General features: G+C 70.3%; 12 protein-coding genes. 10 read left to right on the top strand and 2 right to left on the bottom strand.

Going from position 1 to position 12,370, the window contains the following annotated elements; genetic code table 11:
- The first annotated feature begins 11 nt into the window (after nt 1-11).
- Nucleotides 12-323 (top strand): hypothetical protein, encoded by a 312-nt coding sequence (locus tag ACUJ8O_RS08210; RefSeq protein WP_036340936.1) that lies wholly within the window; start codon nt 12-14, stop codon nt 321-323.
- A gap of 81 nt (nt 324-404) precedes the next feature.
- On the opposite strand, the gene gabT is transcribed toward ACUJ8O_RS08210, so the two are convergent.
- Complete coding sequence (gene gabT / locus ACUJ8O_RS08205) at nt 405-1,727, bottom strand: 4-aminobutyrate--2-oxoglutarate transaminase (RefSeq protein ID WP_445373302.1); 1,323 nt, start codon at nt 1,725-1,727, stop codon at nt 405-407.
- Between the two features lie 145 nt (nt 1,728-1,872).
- Here gabT and ACUJ8O_RS08200 point away from each other — a divergent pair, with 145 nt between their 5' ends.
- From ACUJ8O_RS08200 to ACUJ8O_RS08185, 4 genes are all read left to right on the top strand, one after another.
- Complete coding sequence (locus tag ACUJ8O_RS08200; RefSeq protein ID WP_144819745.1) at nt 1,873-2,769, top strand: LysR family transcriptional regulator; 897 nt, start codon at nt 1,873-1,875, stop codon at nt 2,767-2,769.
- Nucleotides 2,770-2,849: 80 nt separating this feature from the next.
- Nucleotides 2,850-3,653 (top strand): sortase domain-containing protein, encoded by an 804-nt coding sequence (locus ACUJ8O_RS08195; protein WP_445373301.1) that lies wholly within the window; start codon nt 2,850-2,852, stop codon nt 3,651-3,653.
- A gap of 122 nt (nt 3,654-3,775) precedes the next feature.
- Nucleotides 3,776-4,846, top strand: a complete 1,071-nt coding sequence (locus ACUJ8O_RS08190) for a DUF305 domain-containing protein (protein ID WP_041103016.1) — start codon at nt 3,776-3,778, stop codon at nt 4,844-4,846.
- Between the two features lie 201 nt (nt 4,847-5,047).
- Nucleotides 5,048-6,097 (top strand): hypothetical protein, encoded by a 1,050-nt coding sequence (locus tag ACUJ8O_RS08185; protein WP_445373300.1) that lies wholly within the window; start codon nt 5,048-5,050, stop codon nt 6,095-6,097.
- A 9-nt stretch (nt 6,098-6,106) separates the two neighbouring features.
- On the opposite strand, the gene ACUJ8O_RS08180 is transcribed toward ACUJ8O_RS08185, so the two are convergent.
- The gene (locus tag ACUJ8O_RS08180) at nt 6,107-6,412 is read right to left on the bottom strand and encodes a GNAT family N-acetyltransferase (RefSeq protein WP_036338933.1); all 306 of its coding nucleotides are present in this window, start codon (nt 6,410-6,412) and stop codon (nt 6,107-6,109) included.
- Nucleotides 6,413-6,823: 411 nt separating this feature from the next.
- On the opposite strand from ACUJ8O_RS08180, the gene nrdH reads away from it, so the two are divergent.
- From nrdH to ACUJ8O_RS08155, 5 genes are all read left to right on the top strand, one after another.
- Nucleotides 6,824-7,069 (top strand): glutaredoxin-like protein NrdH, encoded by a 246-nt coding sequence (nrdH, locus tag ACUJ8O_RS08175; RefSeq protein ID WP_036313172.1) that lies wholly within the window; start codon nt 6,824-6,826, stop codon nt 7,067-7,069.
- An 11-nt stretch (nt 7,070-7,080) separates the two neighbouring features.
- On the top strand, nt 7,081-7,548 hold the full coding sequence (gene nrdI, locus ACUJ8O_RS08170; RefSeq protein ID WP_004167610.1) for a class Ib ribonucleoside-diphosphate reductase assembly flavoprotein NrdI: 468 nt from the start codon (nt 7,081-7,083) through the stop codon (nt 7,546-7,548).
- A 47-nt stretch (nt 7,549-7,595) separates the two neighbouring features.
- A complete protein-coding gene (nrdE, locus tag ACUJ8O_RS08165) occupies nt 7,596-9,722 on the top strand; it encodes a class 1b ribonucleoside-diphosphate reductase subunit alpha (RefSeq protein WP_180537555.1) in 2,127 nt (708 codons plus the stop codon).
- 249 nt (nt 9,723-9,971) lie between these two features.
- Nucleotides 9,972-10,955, top strand: coding sequence for a class 1b ribonucleoside-diphosphate reductase subunit beta (nrdF, locus tag ACUJ8O_RS08160; protein WP_205810588.1), 984 nt, complete (start codon nt 9,972-9,974; stop codon nt 10,953-10,955).
- A 507-nt stretch (nt 10,956-11,462) separates the two neighbouring features.
- Complete coding sequence (locus ACUJ8O_RS08155; RefSeq protein ID WP_073115374.1) at nt 11,463-12,368, top strand: MetQ/NlpA family ABC transporter substrate-binding protein; 906 nt, start codon at nt 11,463-11,465, stop codon at nt 12,366-12,368.
- Nucleotides 12,369-12,370 lie beyond the last annotated feature (2 nt).

Genomic DNA, 12,370 nt, shown 5'->3' with positions numbered 1-12,370 from the left:
GAGAATGTCTGATGTACCCCACCCCGATTACCTTCGACGTGGCGCGCGCCGGCCGCGCTCTCGCCCAGGTCAGTGTCCGCACCCTGGCCACCGCGGCCGGTCTCGAGAAGGAGCAGCTGCGCCGCTTCGAGAAGGGGCTGGCCGACCTGCGGGTGGACGAGCGTCTGCGTCTGGAGAAGGCCCTGCTGAAGTACGGCGTCGGGCTGGTCCCGGAGGACGAGTTCGGCGGCACGGGGGTCCGCCGGATCTTCACCGCCGAGAAGTCCCGGCGCATCGAGGCCATGGAGAACGAAGGCGGCCCCGCGTACGAGGACGACATCTGAGTCCTCCGCCGACAGGCGGACGGCCCCGCATCCCGGGCAGGGATGCGGGGCCGTCGTCGTCGGTCCGCCGGTGGCGGGGGCTCAGGCGGACTGCAGCGCGTTCGTGACCTCGCTCAGGCCCTCCTTGAGGAGGTCTTCACCGATGGTCAGCGGCGGCAGGAAGCGTACGACGTTGCCGTAGGTGCCGCAGGTGAGCAGGATGACGCCGGCGGCGCGCACGGCCGCGGCCACGGTGGCGGTCAGCGTCGCGTCCGGCTCGCCGGTGGCGGGGTCCACGAACTCGATCGCCATCATCGCGCCGCGGCCGCGGACCTCGGCGATGCGGTCGTCGGCGTTCTGCGCGAAGTGCTCGCGGATGACCTGCTCGATCCGGCGGGCCTTCTCCAGGAGACCGTCCTCCTCGACGGCCTCGAACACGGCGAGCGCCGCCGCCGTGGCGACGGGGTTGCCGCCGTAGGTGCCCCCGAGGCCGCCCGGGTGCACGGAGTCCATCACCTCGGCGCGGCCGGTGACGCCGGAGAGCGGCATGCCGCCGGCGATGCCCTTGGCGGTCGCCATCAGGTCCGGCTCGATGCCCTCGGTCTCGGAGGCGAACCAGGCGCCGGTGCGGGCGATGCCGGACTGGACCTCGTCCGCGATGAACAGGACGTCGTTGGCCTTGCACCACTCGACCACGGCCGGCAGGAAGCCCTCGGCCGGGACGATGAAGCCGCCCTCGCCCTGGATCGGCTCCATGATCACGGCGGCCAGGTTGTCGGCACCGATCTGCTTCTCCAGCGCGGAGATGGCGCGCTGCGCGGCCTCGGCGCCGGACAGGCCGTCCCGCAGCGGGTAGGAGCCGGGCACGCGGTAGACCTCGGGGGCGAACGGTCCGAAGCTGTGCTTGTAGGGCATGGACTTGGCGGTCAGCGCCATCGTCAGGGTGGTGCGGCCGTGATAGGCGTGGTCGAACGCGGCCACGGCCTGCCTGCCGGTGTAGGCGCGGGCCACCTTGACGGCGTTCTCCACGGCCTCGGCGCCGGAGTTGAACAGGGCGGTGCGGGTCTCGCCGGGGATCGGGCAGGTGCGGTCCAGCTGCTCGGCCACGGCCACGTAGCCCTCGTAGGGGGTGATCATGAACGAGGTGTGGGTGAACTGCGCGACCTGCTCCTGGACGGCGGCCACGACGCGCGGGTGGGAGGCGCCCACGGAGGTGACGGCGATGCCGGAGGCCAGGTCGATCAGGCGGTTGCCGTCCACGTCCTCAAGGATGCCGCCCGCGGCGCGGGCCGCGTACACCGGCATCGTGGTGGCCACGCCGGCTGGGACGGCGCCCTTCTGGCGCTCGGCGAGCTCACGGGAGCGAGGGCCGGGCAGCTCGGTGGCCAGGTGGCGGGTCTGCTCGAGGTCGGGGGTGGCGGTCATGGGGATGCCTCCTGGGAACGGCTCACGGGGAGCGGGGACGACGGGTGGGCACGACGACGACGCGTCGGGCCGCGTCCTCCCATGGTGGGGCGTCGGGTCCATGCCGTCCAGTGATGATCTGGCATGGCGGCTATGCTCATCCGGCATGGAGGAGAAACTGCTCAGGGCCTTCGTCACGGTGGCCGAGGTCGGCACGGTCTCGGGGGCCGCGATCCGCCTGGATCTCGTGCAGTCCGCGCTCAGTCGGCAGCTGCAGCGGCTTCAGCGTGAGCTGCGCCTGCCACTGTTCGCCCGGGTCGGCGGCCGGCTCGAGCTGACGACGGCCGGCGAGGCGTTCCTCCCGGTGGCGCGCGAGGTCCTCGTCGCCCATCGCCGGGCGGAGCAGGCGGCCCGCACGCTCGCCTCCGGTCGGCTCACGGACGTGGCCGTGGCCGCACCGGGCACCACCCTCATCGACGTCGTGCTGCCGTTCGTGGCCACCTTCGGGGAGGAGGACCCGCGCCCGCGCGTCGCGGAGACCCAGCTGGACGACTCGCTGCTCGACGCCGTCGCGCGGCACGACCTCGTGGTGATGCCGACGGTGCCGCCGCCCTCCGTCGCGTCGCTGCCGCTGATGGACCTGCCGGTCTGGGCGTACGTCGCCCCGGGCCACCCCTGGGCGGGCCGGACGCGGGTGTCCCTCGACGACCTCGTGGCCCAGCCGGTCGTCGCACCCGCCCGCACCTTCATGGCGCGGCGCGTCCTCGACGGCGCCGTGGCCGTGGCGGGCCTCACGCCGCCGGCCCTCGTCGAGGCGAACTCCGGGCGGGTGGCCCAGGCCCTGGTCGCGACGGGGGCGGGCGTCGCCGTCGTCACCGAGGACCCGGCCTTCGGGTTGACGCCGGTGCGGGTCATCGCGCAGGGGCGGGCGCTCGCGGTGCGACTGCACGCGGCGTGGCGGGAGGACCACTTCGCCACCGCGACGCTGGAGAAGATCGCCCGTCGGCTGCAGGCCTTCGTCCGGGACCGCTATGCCGAGCCCGGGGATGACGCGCCGCGCTGAGGCCGGAGCGCGTGAGACCATGCCGTCGTCGGACGCGGCCCCGGGCGGGCCGCGTCGATGCACACGAGGGGAGAACCCGGATGAACACCACCGTCCGACGCGCCCTGTGGGTGGTCCTGTTGCTGCTGTGCCTGAGCCTCGTGTTCCTCGCGCTGCGCGGGGTGCTGGCGGTCGGCGCCGTGCCGATCAGCGCTGCCCCCACCCTCAGCGCCACGGCGTCCGTGAGCCCGTCCTCTGCGGCAACCACGCGGGAGGCGGCGGTTCCCATCGAGACCCAGGAACCCGCCGGCACGCCCACATCGGCGGAGCCCACGCCGTCCGAGGAGCCGGCACCGTCCGAGGAGCCGACCCCCGCCGCGGCCGCCCACCTCTCCGGCCCCGCCGCCCCGTGGGACGAGGTCACGGCGACGCCCGTGCACGTGGACGTCCACCAGGACGGCGAGCAGATCGTCGGAGCGGGGATCGACCTCACGCAGTTGGACGAGGGCGGCGACCTGGACCCGGAGCCACAGACGGTCGGCTGGTACGGCCCGCCGCAGTGGGGCACCACGCCGGGGGAGCGGTCCCGGTACGCGGGGGTCCTGGCCGGGCACGTCGTCTACCACGGCGTGCGGGACGTGTTCTGGAACCTGGGCGACGTGCGCGCGGGTGCCGTCGTCGTGGTGACATACGACGACGGCACGCAGGCCGCCTTCGAGGCGGACTCGGACGCGGTCTCGGTGGAGAAGGAGGCGCTCACCCAGGATCCGGCGAACCGCTGGGCCTGGGAGCCCGGGGGCGATGACGCAAAGGTCACGCTGATCACGTGCGACCTCGTGCCGGGCACCGGGATGGCCGGGAACGCCTTCAACAACTGGGTGGTGCAGGCCACCCGCGTCGCCTGAGGCCGCGGCGACCCCGGGGCCGGGAGGCCGGAGGGGTACCCTGGGGAGGCCGGGGCGGCCGACCGCGTCGGACCGCCCTTGACCCCGTGACCGGGTGACGACCGCCGAGAGGACCTGCGCCCATGAGCCGAGCCGACATCGCCCCCGCCCGCGTGCGCCCCCGCCGCTGGAGCGTGGCCGTCGGAGGGGCGCTCCTGAGCATCACCCTGGCCACCGGCGGCTGCAGCGTCGCCGAGGAGCCCGGACAGACCGGTGGCACGGAGGCGGGGAACACCTACCTGGAGGGCGTGCTGGCCAGCCCCAGCCAGACGTCCGCCGACCCGCTCGCGGCGGACATCCAGTTCGCGGGTCTGCTGCTGCGCAACCACCGCGACGCGATCCAGCAGTCCGATGAGGTGCTGGGCAAGGACGGCGTGGACCAGGAGATCCGGGCCACCGCCGAACGGATGAAGTCCGAGCACGAGGAGCGGGCGCGCCGGCTCGAGTCGATGCTCGAGGGCTGGGGCGTCCCCTCGGATGACGTGCGCGGTGCGGGTGCCGAGTCGACCCCGTCTGCGCAGCCCGAGTCCACGGAGGACGCGGAGCCGACCCAGATCGTGGGCGACGAGTTGCGCGCCGGACTCCTGTCCGACCGGGAGAAGAACGTGCTGGCCGCCGCCGAGCCGGAGGAGGCAGGACGGATCTACCTGCTCCAGATGCGCCGCCTCTATCAGGGCGCGCTGACGATCTCCGCCACGGAGGCGGAGGACGGCTCGGACGACGCGGCGAAGGAGCTGGCCTCCAGCGTGGTCGAGGGCCATCGCAAGGAGCTGGAGAGTTTGGCCGAGACGCTCGCGGAGATGGGCGTGATCGGGTCGAGCGGGGCGCGCACGGCGGAACCGTCCGGGTTCACCGGCCCCATCAAGATCGAGGGCACCGGCGCCGACGGCGGCTCCGTCCCCTCGGACTTCGTCCCGGAGCCGCTGCAGCGGGTGCGCAACTTCCGCGCCACCCAGAAACCGGTGCTGCCGTCGTCGAGCTCGCCCAGTTCCTCCAGCGCGTCGGGCCCCGCCAGCGCGTCGGGCCGGGATGCCGAGGACCAGCGGGGGCGGGACACCGCATCGGCGAGCCCGTCGCCCAGCCCGGCCGACACGGCGCAGGCCACCCCGCGCCCCTCCTCCGGGGCGAGCCCCTCGCCCAGCGCATCCCGCTGACACACCGGCCGGCCGGCCCGATCCGCATCGCGCGTCGCCGTGACCGAGTCGATAGCGCTTCGTCACCGGATGGTGACCCGCCTCACGTCCGCGCGGCGTAGATTCGTGCCGACGCGGCGAGTGCGGCATCCGGTCGACCTCGGGCGTCCGAGCCGGAGAACCCTTCGGCCCGTCGCAGCACCGCACCCCTGGAGGAGCACGATGCGCACCGCCCGACCGACCCGCCTTGCCGCCGCCCTGGGCGCCGGCGTCCTTCTCACCGGCCTGGGGGCGACCCCCGCCCTCGCCTCACCCGCCCACCCCGCTGGATGGACCGCCGAGCACGACCTGCCCGGCGGATCCTTCCTCGTGGCCAGCGCGGAGGGTGAGACCGGTGCCTCCTTCGGCACCGAGTTCGAGGTGGACGAGTCCGACGTCCGCCTGACGGTGGCTCCGGCGCTGGAGGGGGAGGCCCGCGGCGCCGAGACCGAGGTCCCGTTCACGTACGACGACGAGTTGGAGCGCGGTGACTTCGACGTCGCCGCGGCCCGGCGGAGCCTGGGCGAGTCGGGGACCGGTCCCGTCGTCTACACCCTCTACGTCCTGGGCGGCGAGGTGGCCGCCCTCACCTACGGTCCGGACGCCGACCTCACCGACGCTGACCCGGGCGAGCCGCTGCGCGCCGACCAGCGTCAGGAGCTCGGCTTCCACATGCTCCCCACCGCCTGGGACACCACCCTGCTCGCGGCGCCGGGGGAGCGACACGTGTTCATCTCCTCGAACACGGGCGATGAGGCGGCGCCGCTGACGCTCGTCGCGGGCCCGGCCGAGGGTCGGGTCGTCGAGGTGACGGAGGAGGAGACCGGCGGACCGCGCGGCTACCTGTACCAGGCGCCCGAGGGCTTCACCGGATCCGACACCGTCACCCTGCGGGCCACGAGGGACGGCGTCACGACGACGCGGACGGTGACCGTGCGGTTCGGCGACCCCCGCGTGGACCTCTACGACTGGGAGAACGGGCGGATCCCGGGGTTCGTGACCTTCCCCGTGGCCGGCCTGTTCGACGACGCTCCGGCTCCGGGCCAGCCGGCCGATCCCGACACCCCCACCTCGCCGGCGGATCCCGAGACCCCCGCGGAGCCGGCCGAGGGCGAGCACACGGTGCCGGACGCGGTCGAGACCGGGCGTGGTCCGACGGCGTGGCCCGTCGCCGTCGCGGTGCTGGCCGCGGGCGTCCTGGCCGTGGTGCGCCGGCACCGCGTCGCGGCCTGACCGCGCCGGTCAGCGGGGCGCGAGCAGCGCGCTCTTCTCCGGGTGCTCGTCGAACCACTGGGCGACGTACCAGCACATCGGCACGATGCGGCGGCCCCCTGCGGGGCCGCCGTTCGTCGCGATGTCCTCGACGGCGCCCGCGGTCAGCGCGGCGGCGTGGCCCCGGCCGCGGTGCACCGGGATGGTGAACGCGCGGTTCAGGGAGACGGCCGCGCCGTTGTCCCGGAAGTCGAGGACGGCGAGCAGTGTGCCGCCGTCGTGGAGCTCGTAGCGGGACTCGGCGTCATTGCGGGTGACGGTGGGGGAGGTGCTCATGCCGGGGCAACCCCCGGTGGTCACGGGGTATTCCGACGCCGGCCGGCGGCGGGCTCCTACATGTAGTGGTCCGCGGGGGCCGGACACGCCGCTCGCGGACGTGGCAAACCCGACTTTCCGGCTGTGGGAACCCGGCCCCGAGATCTCCACCGGCTGTGGACAGTCGACCTCGGTCCCGGCGTGTCCCGCATGTCCGCGCGGATCGTCTCGCACAGCAGGGTGTGGACAGGATGGGCAGAGGGTGGGGATACGTAACTACAGCGGTGTGACTACTACATGTAGGGATGGTTCCCGGCCGTGATCACTAGATGTAGTATCGACGCAGATGTTCGGCACGCCCCGCGATGCACCTCGCGAGCGCCGCGCCGACACCCGCAGACCACCAGAGACCACGAAGGAACAGGGATCGCCATGACCGTCACCGTGTACACCAAGCCGGCCTGCGTGCAGTGCAACGCCACCTACCGTGCACTGGACAAGAAGGGCATCGCCTACGAGGTCGTGGACATGTCCCAGGACCCCGCCGCCCTCGAGCGCGTCCGTGCCCTCGGCTTCATGCAGGCCCCCGTCGTCGTCACCGAGACCGACTCCTGGTCCGGCTTCCGCCCGGACAAGATCGCCGAGCTCGCCGAGTCCGCCGCGGCATCGGTGGCCTGACCGGAGCCGACATGACCGTCGCCGCGGACCCGAGCCACATCCGCTCGGCCGAGGCGCAGGGGCTCGTCCCCACCGACGCGGGACTGATCTACTTCTCCTCCGCCTCCAACTACACGCACCGCTTCGTCGAGAAGCTCGAGCTGCCCGAGGACCGGGTGGCTCGACTGCCGTTGATCACCCGGGAGCCCACCCTCGGGGCCACCGCCCCGTACGTCCTGATGACCCCCACCTACGGCGGGGGCAGCGGGCCGGGCGCGGTCCCGAAGCAGGTGATCAAGTTCCTCAACGTCCCGGAGAACCGTCACTGGATTCGGGGCGTGATCGCGTCCGGGAACACCAACTTCCATGAGGGCTACTGCCTGGCCGGCTACATCATCTCCCGCAAGTGCCAGGTGCCCCTCATGTACAAATTCGAGCTGATGGGCACGCCCGACGACGTCGAACGCGTCCGCGGCGGCCTGGAAGGACTGTGGACATGACCACCACCGCACCCACCGAGGCGGACCTCATCCGCCAGGCGAAGAACATGCCCGCCGAGTGGCAGAACCTCGGCTACCACGAGCTCAACGCCATGCTGAACCTCTACGGCGCCGACGGTCGCATCCAGTTCGAGGCCGACCACGCGGCCGCGCGCCAGTACTTCCTGCAGCACGTCAACACCAACACGGTGTTCTTCCACGACCTGGAGGAGAAGCTCGACTACCTGCAGAAGAACGACTACTACGAGACCGAGACGTTCGAGCAGTACCCCTTCGAGTTCATCCGGGGCCTGTTCGATCGTGCCTACAAGGCCAAGTTCCGCTTCCCGACATTCCTCGGCGCGTTCAAGTTCTACACCTCGTACGCCCTGAAGACCTTCGACGGCAAGCGCTACCTCGAGCGCTACGAGGACCGCGTCGCCGTCGTCGCCCTCCACCTGGCCCGGGGCGACCAGGAGCTGGCCACCCACCTGGTGGACGAGATGATCGCCGGCCGCTTCCAGCCGGCCACCCCCACCTTCCTCAACTCGGGCAAGAAGCAGCGCGGCGAGCTCGTCTCCTGCTTCCTGCTGCGCATCGAGGACAACATGGAGTCGATCGCCCGCGGCATCAACTCCGCCCTGCAGCTGTCCAAGCGCGGCGGTGGCGTGGCCCTCTCGCTGACCAACATCCGCGAGCACGGCGCGCCCATCAAGCAGATCGAGAACCAGTCCTCCGGCGTCATCCCCGTGATGAAGCTCCTCGAGGACTCCTTCTCCTACGCCAACCAGCTCGGCGCGCGTCAGGGCGCCGGCGCGGTGTACCTCAACGCGCACCACCCGGACATCCACCGCTTCCTCGACACCAAGCGCGAGAACGCGGACGAGAAGATCCGCATCAAGACCCTCTCCCTCGGCGTCGTGATCCCGGACATCACGTTCCAGCTGGCGAAGAAGAACGAGGACATGTACCTGTTCTCGCCGTACGACGTCGAGCGTGTCTACGGGGTGCCGTTCTCCGAGATCTCCGTGACCGAGAAGTACTACGAGATGGTCGACGACGCGCGGATCAAGAAGACCAAGATCAACGCGCGCGAGTTCTTCCAGACCATCGCCGAGATCCAGTTCGAGTCCGGCTACCCGTACGTCGTGTTCGAGGACACCGTGAACGCCGCGAACCCGATCAAGGGCCGCATCACCATGTCCAACCTGTGCTCCGAGATCCTGCAGGTCTCCGAGGCCTCCGAGTACAACGAGGACCTGAGCTACGCCCACGTGGGCCAGGACATCTCCTGCAACCTCGGCTCGATGAACATCGCCAAGACCATGGACTCGCCGGACTTCGGCCGGTCCGTGGAGACCGCGATCCGTGCGCTGACGGCCGTGTCGGTCATGTCCGACATCCAGTCGGTGCCGTCCATCGCCAAGGGCAACGCGGCCTCCCACGCCATCGGCCTGGGGCAGATGAACCTCCACGGCTACCTGGCACGCGAGCGCGTCCACTACGGCTCGGAGGAGGGCATCGACTTCACGAACATGTACTTCTACGCGGTGCTGTTCCACGCGCTGCGGGCCTCGAACCGGATCGCCATCGAGACCGGCCAGCGGTTCGGCGGGTTCGAGGACTCGAAGTACGCCTCGGGGGAGTTCTTCGACAAGTACACGGACCAGGAGTGGGCGCCCGCCACCGAGCGCGTCGCCGAGCTGTTCGCCGAGGCCGGCATCGCCCTGCCCACGCAGGACGACTGGCGTGAGCTGAAGGCCTCCGTCATGGAGCACGGCATCTTCAACCGCAACCTGCAGGCCGTCCCGCCGACGGGCTCGATCTCGTACATCAACAACTCGACCTCCTCGATCCACCCGGTGGCCTCGAAGATCGAGATCCGCAAGGAGGGCAAGCTCGGCCGCGTGTACTACCCGGCGCCGTACCTCACCAACGAGAACCTCGAGTACTACGAGGACGCGTACGAGATCGGCTACGAGAAGATCATCGACACGTACGCCGCGGCGACGCAGCACGTGGACCAGGGCCTGTCCCTGACGCTGTTCTTCAAGGACACGGCCACCACCCGTGACCTGAACCGCGCGCAGATCTACGCGTGGACGAAGGGCATCAAGACGATCTACTACATCCGCCTGCGCCAGCTCGCGCTGGAGGGCACCGAGGTCGAGGGCTGCGTCAGCTGCATGCTCTGACAGCCGACCCTTCGAGGCGGGAAATCCCGCGTATTCCGCGCTTCTGAGCGCGGGTGCGCTCGATTTCCCGCCTCGAAGCGGGGCGGCGCGCACGGACGGACGGGGCGGGCCCACGACGTTGTGAGCCCGGACCTGCCCGAGTGGCTGCCGCTGCACCTGCGGGCCTAGACTGTCCGGGACCCGCGCCCCGATGACCGTGCTCTCGAGAGCCCCCGGAATCCGCGGATTCTCAACGAATTCTTCTGAAGGATGTGCCCTGCCGTGACCGAGACCCAGCAGTCCCACCTCGTCGAGGCGATTAACTGGAACCGCATTCAGGACGAGAAGGACGTGGAGGTGTGGAACCGCCTCGTCAACAACTTCTGGCTGCCGGAGAAGGTGCCGCTGTCCAACGACGTCCAGTCCTGGTCCCACCTCACGGACGAGGAGCGACTGCTCTCCATGCGCGTGTTCACGGGCCTGACGCTGCTGGACACGATCCAGGGCACCGTGGGCGCCGTCTCCCTCATCCCGGACGCCATGACCCCGCACGAGGAGGCCGTCCTCACGAACATCGCGTTCATGGAGTCGGTGCACGCGAAGTCATACTCCTCGATCTTCTCCACGCTGGCCTCCACCCCGGAGATCGACGAGGCGTTCCGCTGGTCCCGTGAGAACCGGAACCTGCAGGCCAAGGCCGGCCTGATCGTGGAGCGCTATGACGGCCAGGACCCGTACAAGAAGAAGATCGCCTCCACCCTGCTCGAGTCCTTCCTCTTCTACTCGGGCTTCTACTGGCCCATGTACCTCTCCGCGCACGCCCGCCTCACCAACACCGCGGACCTGATCCGTCTGATCATCCGCGACGAGGCCGTGCACGGGTACTACATCGGCTACAAGTACCAGCGGAGCATCGAGACCCTGCCGGAGGAGAAGCGGGAGGAGCTCAAGGCGTTCACCTTCGAGCTGCTGTTCGAGCTGTACGAGAACGAAGTCGAGTACACCCATGACCTCTACGACGCCGTCGGCCTGGCCGAGGACGTGAAGAAGTTCCTGCACTACAACGCGAACAAGGCGCTGATGAACCTGGGCTACGAGCCCATGTTCCCGGCCGAGACCACGAACGTGAACCCCGCCATCCTCTCCGCGCTCTCCCCGAACTCGGATGAGAACCACGACTTCTTCTCCGGCTCCGGCTCCTCCTACGTGATCGGCAAGGCCGAGAACACCGAGGACGAGGACTGGGACTTCTGATCCCGTCCGCCTGAGCCCCGTCCCGACGACGGCCGGTCGCCTCCCCGCGGAGGCGCCCGGCCGTCGTCGTCTCGCGGGGGCATCACACGTCGACACCCGGGCCCGCAGTATGACGCTGCGCGTCACCGCCCTGCCCGATGGAGCGCACACGCTGCGATACGCTTGGGCCCAGCTTCAGGAGAAGCGGCTGTGGACCCCGCCTCGGCGGGTCCACGTGGTCCCACGACGAGCCGCTCGCCAACCCCATGTTCACGGGTGGCAACGGACCGAGAAGCGGCCTGCCTCCGCTGCGTGCAGACCCCTCGAGGGGAGCCCGCGGTGACTGGGGGACGGGCAAGAGCAGCGTTCGAAAGGATCCCGGCCTCCGGCTCGGGGCGTCTCTCGCCCCCCGCCCGCCGTGCTGTGCCCCGCGGGGAATCACCCACCGCACGGCCCACCCCGCACCGTTCCGCACCCGCCGTGCCCACCCGCGCCGGCGACGTCGCACCGTCCTCCAAGGAGAACCCCATGACGACCCCCTCGAACATCTCCCGCCGCTCCTTCGCCGGCCTGTCCCTGGCCGCCGTCGGCGCGTTCGCCCTGACCGCCTGCAACTCGCAGGCCGAGGAGAAGAGCGACGACGGCGCCCAGACCGTGCGCATCGGCGTCGTGTCCGAGAACGAGTCGCACCGCGCCCTGGTGAAGCTCGCGAAGGAGAAGCACGGCATCGACGTCGAGATCCGCAACTTCACCGAGTACACGCAGCCGAACCCGGCGCTGGACAACGGCGACATCGACATGAACTGGTTCCAGCACATCGCCTACTTGGCCGACTACAACCAGGCCTCCGGCAAGGACCTGACGATGATCGGGACCACCGAGATCATCCCGCTGCCCCTGTACTCCAAGAAGTACACGGACGTCTCCGAGTTCAAGAAGGGCGACACCGTCGCCATCCCGAACGACACCGTGAATCAGGCCCGTGCCATCAATGTGCTCGTCGCCGCCGGCCTGTTGAAGCTGTCCAATGAGACCATCCGTCCGGAGGTCCGCGACATCGACGAGGCCGCCTCCACCGTGACGGTGCAGCCCGTGGCCGCGCAGCAGACCGTGAACGCGCTCGAGTCCGTGCAGGGCGCGGTCATCAACAACACCTTCTCGGCGGACGCCGGCATCGACACGAACACCGCCCTGTTCAAGGACGACCCCGAGGACGACTCCGCCAAGCCGTACGTCAACGGCTTCGCCGTGCGTCGCGAGGACCGCGACAACGAGACCTACAAGAAGATCGCGGCCCTGTACCACGAGCAGCCCGTGCTGGATGAGTCCGCGAAGCTCTCCTCCGGCACGAGCGTGCCGGTGCAGCTCGACACCGCCCAGATCGACGAGACCCTGAAGCAGTACCAGGACGCGATCGCGAAGCAGGGCGCCTGATC

Source organism: Micrococcus sp. EWR3.9.1 (assembly GCF_052615555.1).
This window is presented reverse-complemented; position numbering and strand designations above follow the sequence as displayed.

What these genes read in the sequence shown, in the direction of transcription:
- ACUJ8O_RS08210 (WP_036340936.1), top strand. Translation starts at nt 12, where the DNA reads ATGTACCCCACCCCGATTACCTTCGACGTGGCGCGCGCCGGCCGCGCT.
- gabT (WP_445373302.1), bottom strand. Translation starts at nt 1,727, where the DNA reads ATGACCGCCACCCCCGACCTCGAGCAGACCCGCCACCTGGCCACCGAG.
- ACUJ8O_RS08200 (WP_144819745.1), top strand. Translation starts at nt 1,873, where the DNA reads ATGGAGGAGAAACTGCTCAGGGCCTTCGTCACGGTGGCCGAGGTCGGC.
- ACUJ8O_RS08195 (WP_445373301.1), top strand. Translation starts at nt 2,850, where the DNA reads ATGAACACCACCGTCCGACGCGCCCTGTGGGTGGTCCTGTTGCTGCTG.
- ACUJ8O_RS08190 (WP_041103016.1), top strand. Translation starts at nt 3,776, where the DNA reads ATGAGCCGAGCCGACATCGCCCCCGCCCGCGTGCGCCCCCGCCGCTGG.
- ACUJ8O_RS08185 (WP_445373300.1), top strand. Translation starts at nt 5,048, where the DNA reads ATGCGCACCGCCCGACCGACCCGCCTTGCCGCCGCCCTGGGCGCCGGC.
- ACUJ8O_RS08180 (WP_036338933.1), bottom strand. Translation starts at nt 6,412, where the DNA reads ATGAGCACCTCCCCCACCGTCACCCGCAATGACGCCGAGTCCCGCTAC.
- nrdH (WP_036313172.1), top strand. Translation starts at nt 6,824, where the DNA reads ATGACCGTCACCGTGTACACCAAGCCGGCCTGCGTGCAGTGCAACGCC.
- nrdI (WP_004167610.1), top strand. Translation starts at nt 7,081, where the DNA reads ATGACCGTCGCCGCGGACCCGAGCCACATCCGCTCGGCCGAGGCGCAG.
- nrdE (WP_180537555.1), top strand. Translation starts at nt 7,596, where the DNA reads ATGCCCGCCGAGTGGCAGAACCTCGGCTACCACGAGCTCAACGCCATG.
- nrdF (WP_205810588.1), top strand. Translation starts at nt 9,972, where the DNA reads ATGTGCCCTGCCGTGACCGAGACCCAGCAGTCCCACCTCGTCGAGGCG.
- ACUJ8O_RS08155 (WP_073115374.1), top strand. Translation starts at nt 11,463, where the DNA reads ATGACGACCCCCTCGAACATCTCCCGCCGCTCCTTCGCCGGCCTGTCC.